The sequence below is a fragment of the Streptomyces sp. CNP082 genome (genome assembly GCF_059570535.1).
The window spans coordinates 221722-237082 of the sequence record NZ_JCANSZ010000007.1 but is presented as its reverse complement, the minus strand read 5'-3'; the positions used below and the strand labels follow the sequence as shown (position 1 = coordinate 237082).

General features: G+C 72.7%; 11 protein-coding genes. All 11 read right to left on the bottom strand.

Going from position 1 to position 15361, the window contains the following annotated elements; genetic code table 11:
- Window positions 1-17: 17 nt before the first annotated feature.
- The 11 genes from B124_RS09360 to B124_RS09310 all read right to left on the bottom strand — a co-directional run bounded on the left by B124_RS09360 (window position 18) and on the right by B124_RS09310 (window position 15292).
- On the bottom strand, window positions 18-890 hold the full coding sequence (locus tag B124_RS09360) for a sugar phosphate isomerase/epimerase family protein (RefSeq protein ID WP_496502238.1): 873 nt from the start codon (window positions 888-890) through the stop codon (window positions 18-20).
- Window positions 887-2494 carry an SCO3242 family prenyltransferase gene (locus B124_RS09355; protein ID WP_496502237.1) on the bottom strand — a complete coding sequence of 536 codons (1608 nt, stop codon included), beginning with the start codon at window positions 2492-2494 and terminating at the stop codon, window positions 887-889. The genes B124_RS09360 and B124_RS09355 overlap by 4 nt, the downstream gene beginning before the upstream one ends.
- Entirely contained in the window at window positions 2491-3642 is a 1152-nt protein-coding gene (locus tag B124_RS09350) for an inositol-3-phosphate synthase (protein ID WP_496502236.1), read from the bottom strand. The genes B124_RS09355 and B124_RS09350 overlap by 4 nt, the downstream gene beginning before the upstream one ends.
- 83 nt (window positions 3643-3725) lie before the next feature.
- Window positions 3726-5054: a ThuA domain-containing protein gene (locus tag B124_RS09345; RefSeq protein ID WP_496502235.1), complete on the bottom strand. Its 1329-nt coding sequence runs from the start codon at window positions 5052-5054 to the stop codon at window positions 3726-3728.
- 68 nt (window positions 5055-5122) lie between these two features.
- Complete coding sequence (locus tag B124_RS09340; protein WP_496502234.1) at window positions 5123-7582, bottom strand: PQQ-dependent sugar dehydrogenase; 2460 nt, start codon at window positions 7580-7582, stop codon at window positions 5123-5125.
- Between the two features lie 200 nt (window positions 7583-7782).
- Window positions 7783-8784, bottom strand: coding sequence for a sugar phosphate isomerase/epimerase family protein (locus tag B124_RS09335; RefSeq protein WP_496502233.1), 1002 nt, complete (start codon window positions 8782-8784; stop codon window positions 7783-7785).
- A 58-nt stretch (window positions 8785-8842) separates the two neighbouring features.
- A complete protein-coding gene (locus tag B124_RS09330; RefSeq protein ID WP_496502232.1) occupies window positions 8843-10048 on the bottom strand; it encodes a Gfo/Idh/MocA family protein in 1206 nt (401 codons plus the stop codon).
- A gap of 88 nt (window positions 10049-10136) precedes the next feature.
- Window positions 10137-11183, bottom strand: coding sequence for a substrate-binding domain-containing protein (locus B124_RS09325; RefSeq protein WP_496502231.1), 1047 nt, complete (start codon window positions 11181-11183; stop codon window positions 10137-10139).
- A gap of 14 nt (window positions 11184-11197) precedes the next feature.
- Window positions 11198-12220, bottom strand: a complete 1023-nt coding sequence (locus tag B124_RS09320; RefSeq protein WP_496502230.1) for an ABC transporter permease — start codon at window positions 12218-12220, stop codon at window positions 11198-11200.
- On the bottom strand, window positions 12221-13756 hold the full coding sequence (locus B124_RS09315; RefSeq protein ID WP_496502229.1) for a sugar ABC transporter ATP-binding protein: 1536 nt from the start codon (window positions 13754-13756) through the stop codon (window positions 12221-12223).
- Window positions 13757-14110: 354 nt separating this feature from the next.
- Window positions 14111-15292 carry an ROK family transcriptional regulator gene (locus B124_RS09310; protein WP_496502228.1) on the bottom strand — a complete coding sequence of 394 codons (1182 nt, stop codon included), beginning with the start codon at window positions 15290-15292 and terminating at the stop codon, window positions 14111-14113.
- Window positions 15293-15361 lie beyond the last annotated feature (69 nt).

The window sequence follows — 15361 nt, the reverse complement described above, 5'->3', positions numbered from 1 at the left end:
GGGTGCGTACGAGGCCGTCAGCACGGCACCGTCCCTCTCGCCCGCGCCTCTTCCTCCGCCGCGCGCAGGAAGCGGATGGAGCTGGCCGCCAGCTCGGGTCCCGCGTGCGAGTGCCGGGGCAGCTCGACGCTGATCAGGCCCTGGTAGCCGGTGGTCTGCAGGGCTTCGAGCACCGACGGGAAGCCGATCTCGCCCTCGCCGAACGGCAGGTGCTCGTGCACGCCCCGGCACATGTCCTCGATCTGCACATGGGCGAGCCAGGGCGCGGCGGCCCGTACGCAGTCGGCGGGCAGCGCCTCCTCCAGGCACTGGCAGTGCCCGATGTCCAGGGTCAGCGCCAGCGCCGGCGCGTCGCCCACCTCCTCGCGCAGCCGGTGGAACCCGGCGAGGTCGTAGAGCAGATGGCCGGGCTCCGGCTCGACGGCGAGCGGCACGCCGGCGGCGTCCGCGGCCTGGAGCACCGGGGCCAGCTCGGCGCCCAGCCGCTTCCAGGCGTCGGGCTCCGCCACCCCGAACGGGCGGGTGCCGCTGAAGCAGTGCACGGCGTTGGCACCCAGCTCGGCGGCGACGTTCACGGCGGTGCGCAGCAGCCGGGAGCGGACGGCGCGCGCCTCGGGATCGGGGTCGAGCAGGGTGGGGTGGTGCTTGCGGCGCGGGTCGAGGACGTAGCGGGCGCCGGTCTCGATCGTCACCGCGAGCCCGTGCCGGGCCAGCAGCCGCCGCACGGTGGCCGTGCGGGCGGGCAGGTCCGGCGCGAGCGGGTCGAGGTGCATGTGGTCGAGAGTGAGCGCGATGCCGTCGTAGCCGAGGTCGGCCAGGAGCGCGACGGCGTCGGCCAGCCGCAGGTCGGTGAGGCCGTTGGTGCCGTAGGCCAGGCGCAGCCGGGTCATGTGGGGCTCACCTTCCGCGCGAGTCTGCGGGCTACGGGCACGAGGGCCAGCAGCGCCGCGGCGCTGGCGGGCGCGCCCGCGCGGGCGGCGAGGGCGGCCTGCAGCGGGATCATGGCGCGGATGCCGCCGCCGACGGCGCGCTGGGTGAGCTGCGGGCTGGGGTTGAGCGCGGCGTGCAGGTACGGGCGGACGGCGGTGGCGGCGTACGCGCCGGCGAGCAGGTCGCCGGGGGTGAGCGCCAGCCGGGGTCCCCCAGCCGGTGAGGTGCCGGCCGGCGGTACGGCGGTGCCGGTCCGTGGCGGCGGACCGGGGGGCGGGTACGGATCGTTGCCGCGGCGGACGGTGAGCGCGACGGCGGTGGTGACGACGAGGCCGGCGAGCGGCACGGCCGTCGACCCGCCCTCCACCTCGCGGCGGGAGACGACGGTGACCGCGTAGGTGTGGATGCCGAGGAGGACGGCGGCGGCGACCGGCCCGTCGGCCGCGGCCAGCCCGGCGCCGATGCCGGCGCGCCGGCGGAGCGGGCCGGACTGCGCGGCGGCGGCCGGCGGCACAGCGGCGGGTGCGGGTACGTCGCGCGCGGCTTCGGGGTGTGCGTAGCCGCCGCTCACGAGCCAGGCGCGGCCGGTGCCGACGGCCGGTGGCGCGGCCGGGGCAGCCGGGACGGCTTTCCGCGCCGCGCGGCCTTGGGTGGCCGCCGCGCCCAGGAGCAGGTCCAGGGTGCGGGCGGCGGCCATCGCGGCGGGGCCCGCGGCGGTGTTCTTCAGCTTCAGGTCGTACGCCCACACCGCCCCCGCGAGCGCCGTGGCGAGCGCGAGCGGCCGGCGGCCCGCGGCGGCGGCCAGACCGAGGCTCGCCGCGGTCAGGGCGGCGGCAGCCGTCAGCGCGGCGCGTGGAGTGATCCGGCCGGAGGGCAGCGGGCGGTGCGGGCGCTCGACGGCGTCGACGTGGCGGTCGGCGTAGTCGTTGAGCGCCATGCCCGCCTCGTAGAGGCACAGGGAGGAGCCGATGGCCAGCGCGGTGCCGCGGTTGGGGCGCAGCCCGGCCGCGGCGGCGCCCGCGAGGGCGTCGCCGGGGACGGTGAACAGCGCGGAGACGCGCAGGAGTTCGGCCCAGGCACGCACCCGGGCGGCCGTGGACGCGGCCTGCCCGCGCCCCTGGGCGCTGCGGGCCTCCGGCTCGGTGGGCCCGGTGGTACGGGTCCTGCGGAGCACGGCGCCGGGGACGGCGGCGGCGAGCAGCCCCGCTCCCCCGGCCAGGGCGGCGACGGGCCCGGGGCCCGCAGGCACGCTCCCCCGGCCAGCGGCACGGCCCGGCCGTACCCGCGCGGCCACCCGCGCGGCACCGGCGCCGAGCACGGCTCCGGAGACGACGGCGGCGACGACCGGCGCACCCCCGGGGCGCCGGCCCGCTGCCCTCGTACCCAGCGCAAGCGCTCCCGCGGCGCCCGCCAGCGCGGCGAGGGCCGGCTTACGGGCCGGCCGCCGGTCCCGGGCCACGGCCCCCGCGCCCAGCGCGAGGAGCCCGGCGGCGCCCGCCACCGCGGCGAGGGCGCGCCGCGGGCGGTGCGGCAGGGCGGCGCCCCAGTGCTGCACGGCGCTCACTGCGGCACCCGCAGCCGCTCCGCGACCGACAGCAGTTCGCGCCACTGGTCGGCGAGCCCGGGCGGGCCGCCGTCCGGGTCCTTGAAGAAGAACCCGAGGCCCGGCACCGGCCCGGCCATCCCGGCCTCGTGGGCGCGGGTGACGATCCGGATGAGGTCGAGGACCAGCGGCGCGGCGAGCGCGGAGTCGCAGCCCTGCCAGATGGTCTGCAGCACCATGCGGGTGCCGAGGAAGCCGTCGAAGACGACGTGGTCCCAGGCGGTCTTCCAGTCGCCGAGGGCCGGGACGTCGTCGATGTGCACCTCGCCCTCGACGCCGGTGCCGAGGGAGTCGACGAGGACCCGCTCCTTGCCGACGTTCTTGGCCGCCGCGGCGGCCGGGTCGCCGGCGAGGTTGGCGCCGTCGCCGCCGCCGAGGAGGTTGGTGCCGGACCAGGCGCGCACCTCGAGGGCGCGCTGCAGGAACATCGGCGCCAGCACCGAACGCAGCAGCGTCTGGCCGGTCTTGCCGTCGCGGCCGGTGTACGGCAGGCCGGAGGCGGCGGCGGGCTCGCGCAGCCGCGGGTGGTGCAGGCCGGTGGAGGGGGTGAAGTTGACGTACGAGCAGCCGGCGCGCAGGGCGGCGGCGGCGTAGCAGGAGGAGGCGGGCAGCGCGTCGCCGGCGGCGACCGGCTCGGTGGAGGCGACGTTGACGACGACGGCGCGGGCGAGGTTGCGGCGGCGTACGAAGTCGGTGATGTCGGCGGCGTACGAGTCGATCAGCGCGTCCTCGTCGTACGGCTCGCCGGGCTGCGGGCCGCCGGTGCGTATCTCGTCGTCGGCGGCGGCCAGTTCGGCGGCGACGGCGGCGGGCAGCCCGTGCGGGAGCACGCCGGCGGCGGCGAGTTCGTCCGCCCGCTTGGGCAGCGGGGTGCCGACCACGTCGTGGCCGCCGAAGACCAGCCGGCCGGGGGCCGGCAGCCCGCAGTCGGCGAACGGCCCGGTCTCGGTGACCATGCCGGTCGGCGGGTGGAGTCCGGCGGCCAGGGCGGCGCAGCCGGTGATCACGGTGGTGGCGACGGAGCCGCGGGCGCCGATGAGCCAGACGCCGGTATCGGCCGTCGCCGGAGTCGCCGGTTGCGGAGCTGTGTGTTGTCTGTGGACCGTCACGGCTGCTGCCTCCCACGTGTGTTCAGTTCAGATACACGGTGCGCCCGTGGGCGGGAGGCGTTGCGACCTCCCGCCCACGGCGTTCACGGGAGATCCTTCACCCGGATGTTGCGGAACGACACCTGGTCGTCTGCACCGTGGTTTTGGATCCCGATATGTCCGTCCGCAAGGCTGCGGGCGGGGTCGGTGTTGGTGAAGTCGTTGATCTTCACGTCGTTGAGCCAGATCTGCAGGTGCTCGCCCTCGACGCGCAGTTCGAAAGTGTTCCACTCCCCGGGCGGGTTGAGCGCCTCGTCGCGCGCGGCGATGTCGGCGGACTGGAACCCGTAGACCGCACCGGTGGTCCGGTCCGGGGAGTCGGTGGCGTCGATCTGGATCTCATAGCCGTTGTTCACGGCCGACCAGGGGTCGTCGGAGGGCGGGAACCCGACGAAGACGCCGGAGTTGTCGTCGCCCTCCATCCGCCAGTCGAGCTTGAGAGAGTACGAGCTGAACTCCCTGGCCTCGTACCACAGCATGCCCATGCCGCCTTCCGAGGTCAGGATGCCGTCCTCCAGACGGAACGAGCCCGGACCGGCCTGCTTCCAGCCCTCCGTGGACGTGCCGTCGAAGATCGGAGTGTAATCAACTTCGGTGGAGCCGCAGTCGGATTCGACCGCCCCGACGGCGTACTGGATGCCGCCGAGCAGGTGCGTGCGGAACTCCGGCTCCGCGTAGGACTCCTTGGTGTGGCCGAGGCCCGTGTAGAAGGACCGGCCGCTCTCGTACGTCTGGCACCAGGAGATGGGGTGGTCGTCGCCCATGTTGCCGCCGCTGTACGAGCCCTCGTCGAGGGTGGCCAGGACGCGGGCCTGCGTGCGCGGGTTGGTGCGGTAGTTGTACCACTCGTCGGTACGCACCCACTCGTCGCCCAGGTGGGCGGTGGCGGGGTGGTCGTGGTCCTCGACCTTGACCGTGGCCTGCTGGATCTGCGGGTGCGAGTCGAAGTACGCGCCGACGAGGCCGCCGTAGAACGGCCAGTCGTACTCGGTGTCGGCCGCGGCGTGCACGCCGACGTAGCCGCCGCCCGCGCGCACGTAGTCCTCGAAGGCCCGCTGCTGGCTGTCGTCGAGCACGTCGCCGGTGGTGGAGAGGAAGACGACGGCGTCGTACTGCTGGAGGTTGCCGGGCGTGAACGCGCCGGCGTCCTCGGTGGTGTCGACGGTGAAGCCGTTGTCGGCGCCGAGCTGCTGGATGGTCGCGATGCCGTCGGGGATGGAGTCGTGGCGGAAGCCCGCGGTCTTGGAGAAGACGAGCACGTGCTCGCCCTCCGCCTTGTCCCTCGGCTTCTCCGCGACGGCGGAGGTGTTCATGGCCATGGTGGTCAGCATGACGGCAGCCGCCGCGAGGGCGATACGTCCGGGAGCTTTCATGGGGCGCTCCTTCGCTGTGGTCGGTGGGTGGACGCCCCGCCGGCCGGAGCCGGCGGGGCGGTGGGGGGTTATCCGGTGGTGAGGGTGAAGTCGTCGACGTCGAACAGCGGACCGGTGCCGCTGCCGGTGAAGACGAGGTAGAGCTCGGTGGTGCCGTCCGGGGCGCCCGACAGGGGCGCCGTGACGTCCTGGAACGTGTCCCAGCCGCCCGTGACCGGCACCTCGGTGGAGCCGAGGAGCGTTCCGTCGGGGCCGCCCGCGCGCACCTCGAGGGTGCCGCCGGCCCCGGCGGAGGAGATCCGGGCGGTCAGCTCGGTGGCGTCGGACAGGACCCAGGGCATGAAGGCGATCCAGTCGCCGGCGTGGATGTCGCCGACCGTCTTGCCGCCGTTGGCCGCGGGCTTGTTCTGCGGCGCGACGCCCTCGGAGCTGTCGTAGTGCTCGGCCTGGCGGTGCTTGGGCTGCAGCTTGGCCTGGTCGGTCCCGGTCAGGGCGCCCTGGCCGCCGCCTCCGCCGTCGGTGTACGTGGCGGTGAGGCCGCCGTAGAGGTTGGCGTTGGGGTCGTGCTCGCCGTCCGCGGCCGTCTTCAGCGTGCCGCTGCAGCCGTTGGCGCTGGTCATCTCGTGGCCGTGGGAGTCGTGGCCGAGGATGTAGGCGACGCGGACCCTGGCGCAGTCGACGGTCTCGTCCTCCGGGTCGGTGACGGTGACCTCGAAGGGCACGTCGTCGCCGAAAGAGAAGGACTGGCCGTCCTGGGGCAGGCCGAGCGTCACCGTGGGCGCGGTGTTGCCGACGGTGATCTGCACGTTGGCGCTGCCGGTGAGGCCGTCGGGGTCGGTGGCGGTGAGGGTGACGTTGTACGTGCCGTTCCCGGCGTACGTGTGCGCGGGGTCGGCCTCGTCGGAGGTGGCGCCGTCGCCGAAGTCCCAGGCGTACGTCAGGTCGGTGCTGTCGGGGTCGGTGGTGCCCGCGGAGGAGAACTGCACGGCCAGGGGCGCCTGTCCGGAGGTGCGGTCGGCGCTGGCCTCGGCGACCGGGGAGGCGCCGCCGGTCATGTTCTCGATGCGGTAGAGGGCGGAGTTCTCGTCGCCGCCGAAGTAGCCGGTGCCGTAGTCGAGGACGTAGAGGGCGCCGTCGGGGCCGAAGTCCATGTCCATGACCTGGGTGCCGGACCAGGGGAAGTCGTTGATGGCGGAGACGGTGCCGTCGTCGCCCTGCTCGATGCGCTTGATCCAGGCGCGGCCGAACTCGCCGGCGAAGAAGTTCCCTTCGTACTCGGCGGGGAAGGCGACGGGCGAGTCGGGGTCGACCTCGGCCTGGCGGTAGACCGGGCCGCCCATCGGGGACTCGGAGCCACCTCCGAACTCGGGGACGGAGTTGCCGTCGTAGGGGATCCACGCGGCTTGGGCGGGGGGCAGGTCGGTCAGGCCGGTGTTGTGCGGCGAGTTGTTGACCGGAGCGCCGCAGTCGAACGCGCCGCCGGAGGCGCCGGAGGCGAAGTCGTAGTCGACGTAGGCGTCGTTGTCGCCGGTGCAGTACGGCCAGCCGAAGTTGCCCGGCTCGGTGATGCGGGCGAACTCGACCTGCCCGCCCGGGCCGCGGGTGTCGGAGGCGGTGCCGGCGTCGGGGCCGTAGTCGCCGAGGTAGACGGTGCCGGTGGCGTTGTCGACGCTCATCCGGAACGGGTTGCGGAAGCCCATCGCGTAGATCTCGGGACGCGTCTTGTCCGTGCCGGGCGCGAAGAGGTTGCCGGCCGGGATGTCGTACGAGCCGTCCGCGTTGACCTTGATCCGCAGCACCTTGCCCCGCAGGTCATTGGTGTTGCCCGCGGACCGCTGCGCGTCGAACGCCGGGTTCCGGTCCGCCCGCTCGTCGATCGGCGTGTAACCGTCCGACGCGAACGGATTGGTGTCGTCACCGGTCGACAGATACAGATTCCCCTCGGCGTCGAAGTCGATGTCACCGCCCACGTGGCAGCACAGCCCGCGGGAGGCGGGCACGTCCAGGACCGCCTGCTCGCTGCCGGTGTCGAGCGTGCCGTCGTCCTTGAGCACGAAGCGGGAGAGCCGGTTCACGCCGTCGAAGGGCGCGAAGTCGTCGGCGGTGCCCGTCTCGGGGGCGTCGCCCGCGGGGGTGTCCAGCGGCGGGGCGTAGTAGAGGTAGACGAACCGGTTCTGCTCGAAGCCGGGATCGACCCCGACGCCCTGCAGCCCCTCCTCGTCGTGGTTGTACACGGCGAGCTTGCCGGCGACCTTGGTCGTACCGCCCGCGTCCGTCAGCCGTACCGTGCCGTCGCGCGCGGTGTGCAGGACCGACCGGTCGGGCAGCACGGCCAGCGACATGGGCTCGCCCATCTCCGGCTCGCCCTTGGCGAGCGTCACCTGCTGGAACTCCGCCGCCGCCGGGGCCGGGTGCTCTTCGCCCGGGTGGGCGGCGCCGGTGGCGGACGTGCTCAGCACGAGGGCTGGCACGGCCAGCAGGGCCGCCGCCGTCCTCCCGATGGTTCTCCGGATCTTTCTGGTGTGCACCTGATCTCTCCTGCCGAGAGTGGGGGGTTTATGTCAGGGACATTCCAGGAACGTAACCGCCTTTTGCAGGAGAGAGAAGCCCTTTGACAGGACTTCAGTTATCTTCATCCTTGATAGGGACAAAGTCATCGCCGGGACATGCCGGAGCCGCCCGGCGGCAGGTGCCGCCGCCGGGCTGTGCTCCCCGCCTCCGGCGGCGGTCAGTCGCCGCCGAAGGCGGCGTCGAACGACGTCTGCGGAGGCTCGAAGTCCAGGGCCTTCAGCGCCCGCAGCGCCTCGGGGGCGCCCTGCAGCCGGTCCATACCGGCGTCCTCCCACTCCACCGAGACCGGCCCCTCGTAGCCGATCGAGCGGAGCATCCGGAAGACGTCCTCCCACGGCACGTCGCCGTGGCCGGCCGAGACGAAGTCCCAGCCGCGGCGCGGGTCGCCCCAGGGCAGGTGCGAGCCGAGCCGGCCGTTGCGGCCGTCGAGCCGCTTGCGGGCCTCCTTGCAGTCCACGTGGTAGATGCGGTCCTTGAAGTCCCACAGGAACCCCACCGGGTCCAGGTCCTGCCAGACGAAGTGGCTGGGGTCGAAGTTCAGCCCGAAGGCGGGCCGGTGGCCGACCGCCTCCATCGCCTGGTGCGTCGTCCAGTAGTCGTACGCGATCTCGGACGGGTGCACCTCGTGCGCGAAGCGCACGCCCTCGGCGTCGAACACGTCGAGGATCGGGTTCCAGCGGTCGGCGAAGTCCTGGTAGCCGCGCTCGATCATGTGCGGCGGCACCGGCGGGAACATCGCCACCAGATGCCAGATCGACGAGCCGGTGAAGCCGATGACGGTGTCGACGCCGAAGGCCGCCGCCGCCCGCGCGGTGTCGGCGATCTCCGCGGCGGCCCGCTGCCGGACGCCCTCGGGCTCGCCGTCGCCCCAGATCCGGGCCGGCAGGATGGCCTGGTGGCGCTCGTCGATGGGGTGGTCGCAGACCGCCTGGCCCACCAGGTGGTTGGAGATCGCCCAGCACTTCAGGCCGTACTTCTCCAGCAGTTGGTGGCGGCCGTCGAGATAGCCGGGCTCGCTCAGGGCCTTGTCCACCTCGAAGTGGTCGCCCCAGCAGGCGAGTTCGAGGCCGTCGTAGCCGAAGTCGCGGGCCAGCCGGCAGACCTCCTCCAGGGGGAGGTCCGCCCACTGGCCGGTGAACAAGGTGAAGGACCGGGGCATCGTGTGCTGCCTCTTTCTCCGGAGTGCCTCCGGGGTCGTCGGCTGATCCGGGGTCGGGTCAGGAAGCTTGGTCGGCCTGTGCTACGGGCGTGTAGACGGCGTTCTTCTGTGCGCTCTCCTCCACGGCCGCCAGCACCCGCTGCACCTGCAGCCCGTCCGCGAAGGACGGCGCGGGCTGTGCGCCGGCGGCGATGGCCTGGACGAGGTCGCGGGCCTGGTGCACGAAGGTGTGCTCGTACCCGAGGCCGTGGCCGGGCGGCCACCACGCCTCCAGGTACGGGTGCTGCGGCTCGGTGATCAGGACCCGCCGGAAACCGGCGGTCTCCGCCGGCTCCGCGTGGTCGTGCAACTGCAGCTCGTTCAGCCGCTCCAGGTCGAAGCTGAGCGAGCCGGACTCGCCGTTCAGCTCCACCGACAGGGCGTTCTTACGGCCCGAGGCCATCCGGCTGACCTCGAAGGACGCCAGCGCCCCCGAGGCCATCCGGCCGGTGAACAGGGCGGCGTCGTCCACCGTCACCGGACCGCGCTCACCGCTGCCGGCCGCCGCGCCGGAGAGCCCCGCCGCCGCGGACGGCAGCGGTCGCTCCTTGACGAACGTCTCGGTCTGCGCCGAGACGCCCACCAGTGTCTCCCCCGTCAGGAACTGCGCCAGGTCGACGATGTGCGCGCCGAGGTCGCCGAGCGCCCCCGAGCCCGCCTTCTCCCGCTGCATCCGCCAGGCCAGCGGGAACTCCGGGTCGACGAGCCAGTCCTGCAGGTACGTCACACGCACGTGCCGCAGCGCACCCAGCCGCCCGCCGGCGATCAGCTCACGCGCGTACGCCAGTGCCGGCACCCGGCGGTAGTTGAAGCCGACCATCGCGAGCTGCCCGCGCTCCCGCGCGCGGGCCGCGGCGTCCACCATCGCCTCGGCCTCGGCCACGGTGTTGGCCAGCGGCTTCTCGCACAGCACGTGCTTGCCCGCCTCCAGCGCGGCGATGGCGATCTCCGCGTGGCTGTCGCCCGGCGTGCAGACATCGACGAGCTGCACGTCGTCCCGGGCCAGGAGTTGGCGCCAGTCGGTCTCCGCGGCGGCCCAGCCCAGCTTGCGGGCCGCGGTGGCCACCTGCTCCTCGTCCCGGCCGCAGATCGCGGCCATGACGGGAGTCAGCGGAAGGTCGAAGACCCGGGCGGCGGTCCGCCAGCCCTGCGAATGGGCCGCCCCCATGAAGGCGTAGCCGACCATGCCGACGCCGAGCGCGGGTGCGGTCGTGTCGTGGGACATAGAACTCCTTGTCAGTAGGCTGCTTCCGGCACGCCGCAGCGGTCGTTCCGGGATCGGGAGGCCGTGCGGCTCCTGGCGCTGGCTGCCGTCAGTTGAAGCCGGTCGGCAGGTACTGGTCGATGTTGTCCTTGCTCACGACGGCGGAGTACAGCGTGAGCGACGCCGGGATCTCGAACTCGGCCATGCCTGAGATCCCCTTCTGCTGGCCGAGGGCGCGCGCGAGGTCGATCGCGGAGGCGGCCATCGTCGGCGGGTACAGGACGGTGGCCTTGATCACCGAGTCGTCCGCCTTGATGGAGTCCATCACCGCCTTGGAGCCGGCGCCGCCGACCATGATGAACTCGTCGCGGCCCGACTGGTCGATGGCCCGCTTGACGCCCACGCCCTGGTCGTCGTCGTGGTTCCACATGGCGTCGAACTCCGGCACGGCCTGGAGCAGGTCGGACATCTTGCGCTGGCCCGACTCGACGGTGAACTCGGCGGCCTGCCGGGCCACCTTCTCGATGTTGGGGTAGTTCTTCAGCGCGTCGTCGAACCCCTTCGTGCGCTGCTGGGTCAGCTCCAGGTTGTCGAGCCCGGCCAGCTCGACGACCTTCGCGTTCTCCTTGCCCTTCAACTGCTCGCCGATGAACCGGCCGGCGTTCAGGCCCATGCCGTAGTTGTCGCCGCCGATCCAGCAGCGGTACGCCTGCGGGTTGGCGAAGATCCGGTCCAGGTTGACGACGGGGATACCGGCGCGCATGGCCTTCAGCCCGGCCTGCGTCATCGCCTTGCCGTCGGCCGGCAGGATGACCAGGACGTCGACCTTCTTGTTGATCAGGGAGTCGACCTGGCCGATCTGGGTGGCCGTGTCGTTCGACCCCTCGGTGATGTCGAGGGTGACGTCCTCATATTTCTCCGCGCGCGAGCGCGCGTTGTCGTTGATGGCGTTGAGCCAGCCGTGGTCGGCCTCGGGGCCGGCGAAGCCGATGGTGACGGGCTTGCCGGGCTTCTCGTTCGAGACGTTCGCCTGCTGCTGCTCCGAGCTGCTGTCATCGTCATCGTCGTTGCTGGTGCAACTGGTCATGAAGGCGGCTGCCGAGACACCGGCGGCACCGAAGAGCATGTTTCTGCGGCTGAAAGGCGATTCGGGCATGTGGTTACGACCCTTCATTGCGTCGAGGACTTGCGCGAAGTCTGGTGTTGGATAAGGACGGCGGCGACGATGATCGCCCCCTTGGCGATGTCCTGAACCGCGCTCTGTACGTTGTTGAGGGCGAACAGGTTCGTGATGGTGTTGAAGACGAGCACGCCCAGCACCGAGCCGGTGATGGTGCCCCGGCCGCCGCTGAGCAGGGTGCCGCCGATGATCGCGGCGGCGATGGCATCCAGTTCGTACAGGTTGCCGTTGGTGTTCTGGCCGGAGCCGCTGAGCGCGATGAGCATGAACGCCGCGATGCCGCAGCACAGGCCGGACACGACGTACAGCAGCAGCCGCTGCCGCTTGATGTCGATGCCGGCGAGCCGGGCGGCCTCGGGGTTGCCGCCGACCGCCACGGTGCGGCGGCCGAAGGTGGTGCGGTTGAGCACCACCCAGCCCAGGGCGGCGACGCCCAGGAATATGAGCACCAGCGGCGGGATGCCGAGGATGCGGTTGTCCGCCGCCATGAGGTCCAGCACCGCGTCGACCTCGACGATCTGCGTCCCGCCGTCGCTCATCTGCTCGGCGAAGCCGCGCGCGGACGCGAGCATGGCGAGCGTGGCGATGAAGGGCACCAGGTTGCCGAACGCGATGAGCACGCCGTTGACGAGCCCGCAGCCGACGCCCACGGCGACGGAGCAGAAGAGCATGCCGGCCAGGCCGTAGTCCTGGGTGGCCTGTGTGGTCGCCCAGACCGAGGCGAGGGCGACGATGGCGCCGACCGAGAGGTCGATGCCGCCGCCGATGATCACCAGCGTCATGCCGATGGTGACCACGCCGATCGCCGACGACTGGACGAGGATGAGCCGGACGTTGTCGACATCCAGGAACTGGTCGGGCTTGGTGACGGCGCCGACGACGGCCAGCACGCCGAGGACGCCGAGCAGCGCCACCAGTCTCAGGTCCACGTAGGTCTGCCAGCCGGCGGCATGGCCGTTCCCCTTCGGCTTCTCCGGCGCCGGGGCGGGAAGCGAGTCCGATTTGCTCAGCACTTACGAGGTCCCTTCCATGACGAGGTCGAGCACCCGGTGCTCGTCGAGATCCCGGGCCGGGGCGCTGTGCACGACCCGGCCCTCGCGGAGTACGAGGACCCGGTCGGCGAGGCCGAGGACCTCGGGGAGTTCGCTGGAGACGAGCAGGACCGCGACGCCTTCGTCGGCGAGCCTGCGGATGAGCGCGTACAGCTCGGCGCGGGCGCCGACGTCCACGCCGCGGGTCGGCTCGTCCAGCAGCAGCACCCGGCAGTCGCGCAGCAGCCACCGTGCGAGCACGGCCTTCTGCTGGTTGCCGCCGGAGAGCGTGCGGACGAGGGCGTCGGGGTTGTCGGGGCGCAGCGAGAGGTCGCGTACGGCCTCCCGGGCCGCGGCCCGCTCCCCCGACCGGTCGAGCCAGCCGCCGGTGGAGAAGCGGGGGAGCGAGGAGATCGAGACGTTGCGGCTGACGGACTCCGTCATCAGCAGCGCCTGGGCCTTGCGCTCCTCGGGGGCCAGCCCGATGCCCGCCTTGACGGCGGCGGTGACGCTGCCAGGGCGCAGCGGGCGGCCGTCGACGAGCACCCGGCCGGCGGTCGGCTTGCGCGCGCCGAAGACGGTCTCCAGGATCTCCGAGCGGCCGGAGCCGACCAGGCCCGCCAGGCCGACGATCTCGCCGGGTGCGACCTCAAGGTCCACCGGCGCGAACTCGCCCTGCCTGGCCAGCCCTTCGAGGGCGAGCACGGGCTGCTTGCCCGCGCCGGGGGCATCCGGCCGGTCGGGGAAGACGTGCGCGACGTTCCGGCCGGTCATCAGGGTGACGATCTCGTCGGTCGACGTGCTCTGCGCGGGCAGCCCGCGGGCGACGGCGCGGCCGTCCTTCAGGACGGTGACGCGGTCGCCGATGCGGCGGATCTCCTCCAGCCGGTGGGAGATGTAGATGACGGCGACGCCCTGCGCGGTGAGGTCGGCGACGATGCGGAAGAGGTTGTCGACCTCGTCGGGGTCGAGGGCGGCGGACGGCTCGTCCATGACGATGAGCTTCACGTCGTGGGAGAGCGCCCGGGCCATGGAGACGACCTGCTGGCCGGCGGCGGAGAGGCTGCCGACGATGGTGGCGGCGGAGATCTCCGGGTGGCCGAGCCGGGCCAGCAGGTCCTGGGCGGCGGTGTGCGCCTCGCGGGTCTTGATGAACCCGCCGGCGGAGCGCTCGTGGCCCAGGAAGACGTTCTCCGCCACCGACACGTGCCGCACCAGGTCGAGTTCCTGGTAGATGGTGGAGATGCCCAGGCGCATGGCGGCCACGGGCGACTTCAGCGTGGTCTCTTCGCCCTGCCAGACGATGGTGCCCTCGTCCGGCTGGTGGGCGCCGGCCAGGACCTTGATGAGGGTGGACTTGCCGGCGCCGTTCTGGCCGAGCAGGCAGTGCACCTCGCCGGCCACGACGTCGAGGTCGACGCCGTCGAGCGCGCGGACGCCGGGGAAGGACTTGGTGATCCCCGTCATGGTGAGCAGGGGTGTGGCGGGGGTGGGCGGCGTATCGGACGTGGGCGCCATGTACGGATCTCCTCGGCGGTGCTCCAACTGCGGCTGCGCGGGGGCAGCTTGGGCAGCGTGGAGCGCAAACGGGCGGGTTCACCGGGTGGTGCGGGTAAGGCGGGTGGAGGGGTCGGAGGGCAGCGGGGTGGTGCGGGGGCCTGCGCGGGTGGTGCTCCGGCCGGCCGTGGGTGCCGCGGTGGTGCTGCGGTGCGTACGCGATGGTTCGGTTGGAACAGGCAGTACGGGCGGTGCTGGTGATGCCGCTGGTGCTGTGGTGGTGCGCGGGTCGTACGGGGTGGTGCGCGGGCGGTGCGTGGCCGGACCTGGGTGGTGCGGGCCGTACGGGTGGTGCGCTGGTGTCCGCGCCCGGTGTCAGGCGGGCGAGAACAGGTGGTCGCTGGTGAGCCGCGCGGCGCCGATCACGCCCGCGGTGGGGCCGAGTTCGCCGAGCACGATGGGCAGGTTGCCGGTCGCCAGGGGCAGTGACTGGCGGTAGACCTGGGTGCGGATGGCGGCGAGCAGCGTGTGGCCGAGGCCGGTCACCCCGCCGCCGATGACCACGAGTCCCGGGTTGAAGAAGCTGACCAGGCCCGCGATGACCTGGCCGGTACGGGTGCCGCCCTCGCGGATGAGGTCCAGCGCGACGGCGTCGCCGGCCGTCGCCGCCACGGCGACGTCCTTGGCCTCCAGTTCGCCGCCCTCCGCCAGCCTGGCGGCCAACTGTGCGGAGCGGCCCTCCCGGGCGGCGTTCTCGGCGTCCCTGGCGAGGGCCGAGCCGCCGAAGTACGCCTCCAGGCAGCCGCGGTTGCCGCAGGCGCACGGGCGCCCGTCCACCTCCACCTGGATGTGGCCGATGTCGCCGGCGCTGCCGTTCGTACCGCGGTAGACCTCGCCGCCGACGAGGATGCCGCAGCCGATGCCGGTGCCGATCTTGACGTAGAGGAAGTCGCGTACGGCCCGGGCGACGCCGGCGTGCTGCTCGCCCTGGGCCATGATGTTCACGTCGTTGTCGACCATGACCGGGCAGCCCAGTTCCTGGCTGAGTGCCTCGCGGACCGGGAACCCGTCCCAGCCGGGCATGATCGGCGGCGCGACCGGCACGCCCTCGGGGAAGCGGACGGGGCCCGGGACGCCGATGCCGGCGCCGTCGAAGCCCTCCGCGACCCCGGAGGCGCGCAGTTTGGCCGCCATCGCCAGCACCTGCTCGAAGACCGCGACCGGGCCCTCGCGCACGTCCATGGGCTGGGTCAGATGGCCGAGCACCTCCAACTCGGCGTTGGTGACCGCCACGTCGATGGAGGTGGCGCCGATGTCGACGCCGAGGAAACGCAGCGAGGGCGCGAGGCGGATGTTGTGCGACCTGCGTCCGCCCCGGGAGGCGGCGAGGCCGTCGGCGACCACGAGCCCGGTCTGCAGCAGCCGGTCGATCTCGACCGCCAGCTTAGAGCGGGACAGTTCCACCTGGTCGCCGAGCTGCGCCCGGGAGTTCGGGCCGCCGTCACGCAACAGGCGGAGCAGTCGCGCCTGATGCGCGTTCGCGGGCCGAGCTGTCATACGCCGCACGTCACCCCTCCCGGCCTCGTGTACGTCGTTTCTCGTACGCCGTCGTCGGTTTTCCACTTT